General features: G+C 66.8%; 2 protein-coding genes and 1 pseudogene. All 3 read right to left on the bottom strand.

The window, feature by feature from the left end:
* Positions 1–450 (bottom strand): enoyl-CoA hydratase-related protein (locus tag Q8Q88_RS00625; RefSeq protein WP_305673263.1); only part of this gene is annotated, 450 nt, incomplete at its 3' end.
* Positions 451–658: 208 nt separating this feature from the next.
* Entirely contained in the window at positions 659–952 is a 294-nt protein-coding gene (locus Q8Q88_RS00620; protein ID WP_305673262.1) for a putative quinol monooxygenase, read from the bottom strand.
* Between the two features lie 495 nt (positions 953–1,447).
* A pseudogene (locus Q8Q88_RS00615) lies at positions 1,448–1,649 on the bottom strand (Nodulation protein N); the annotation flags it as partial.

The raw sequence follows: 1,649 nt of genomic DNA, 5'->3' as shown, positions 1-1,649 counted from the left end.
AACGGGCGGACGCTTCTCGGCGAAGGCCGCGGTGGCTTCGGCGAAGTCGCTGCTAAGGATGCCCACGATCTGGGCGTGGTTCTCCAGTTGGATGGCCGCCTCGAGGCTGGGCGCATCGAGGTTGGTCCACATCAGCTGTTTCGTGTGCTTGATCGCATATGGGCTGTTGGCGGCGATCGCGCGCGCCGTCTGGAGCGCGGCGTCGCGCAAGGCGGCGGCGTCCACCACCTGCGTGACCAAGCCGATAGCTTGCGCCTCCTCCGCGGGCACGGGGCGGCCGGTGAGCATGATCTCGAAGGCGCGGCCGGCGCCGACCAGCCGTGGCAGGTGATAGCTGATGCCCATCTCGCACGCCGTTAGGCCGGCCCTGACGGCGCCGTTCAGGAACCGCGCCTCGCGGCTTGCGATCCGAACGTCGGCGGCGAGAGCGAGGGCGAAGCCGGCGCCCACCACCTGGTCATTGGGAAACGATGTGAGCCGCAGCCGGAGCTCGGCGCAACGGATTTCGATCCATGCCCGCGGCCGGCGTGCCTTGAATCCTCTTGTCGTCGGCGCTCGCCGGTCGCAACCTACCGGCCCCCGATCTCCTGGGCTTCTGCGTTTGAAATCAGCGACAGAGGCCGAGGCTAACGGAGTTCCCCCTGGGCCAGGCAGGTCCCTAAAGGCGGGTGAGCTTTGTGGTCGCCGGCGGCTCCGCCAGCCAACCCGCAAGCTGCTGAGACAAGGCGCTCGTGTAGGGTTGGGCGAAGTGGCTCTTGAGGGCCTCGTGATTGTCCCACACCTCGTAGAGACAGAGATCGCCCTCCGCTTCCCGGTCGATGTGCAGCACATACTCGCGGCATCCGGACTCCCCGCGAGACAGGGGCACTACCGCTTCGAACGCTTCTCTTGCGGCTTGGCGATGTTCCGGCTTCGGCCGGAACCGGACGAACAGGACGACGGGGTCGCTCATGGGCTGGTTTCCTGAATTCACGGGGTTGGGAACGGAGGCGGCGCCCCTTGACGACCGGCGCTCCGGCGAGGCGATTGGGGATGAGGCTCTCAGCCTCTTCCCTGATGCGGATGAGTAGGACCTTGCGGTAGGAATGTCATGGTGAGGCACTGACCTTGCCGCACCCCCCGGCCGCCGGCGTCCATCTCGTCTTGCGTCGATCGCCGCCGAAGGGTCGGCTTCTCCTCAAGCAAGCGTTCGACAGCGGGCGTTGACCAGCACGCCCTCGATGTTGCGCAGCGGCCGCATTGTCAGGCGGGTGTCCACCACGCGGGCGGCGACGGCCCCGATGGCCTTGCCGTCGAGCGCATGGCTGACCTGATGTGTGTTTGTGGTTCACCTTGACCCGCCTCCTCAAATACGGCGTCCGCTCGCGCCTATTATTGCTGCCGTCTCGCGATCCTATCCCGCCATCGAAGCCTCGCTTGGCGCGCGACCTGATTCGGGGCCTGGCGATCAGGCGAAGCGGGTGAGACCCAGCCAGTCCGCGACAAGCGCCGGTTTCTCGGCCCCTTCAATCTCGACCGTCACCTGCGACTTGACCATGACCTCGCCGGGGCCGCGCTCGACGATCTCCTTCAACACGAAATGGCCGCGGACCCGGCTGCCGGCGCGGACGGGAGCCATCATCCGAACCCGGTCGAAGCCGTAGTTCACC

Source organism: Phenylobacterium sp. (assembly GCF_030697925.1).
GTDB lineage: Bacteria > Pseudomonadota > Alphaproteobacteria > Caulobacterales > Caulobacteraceae > Phenylobacterium.
The sequence above is the reverse complement of the archived record's forward strand: the minus strand, read 5'-3'. Positions and strand labels throughout refer to the sequence as shown.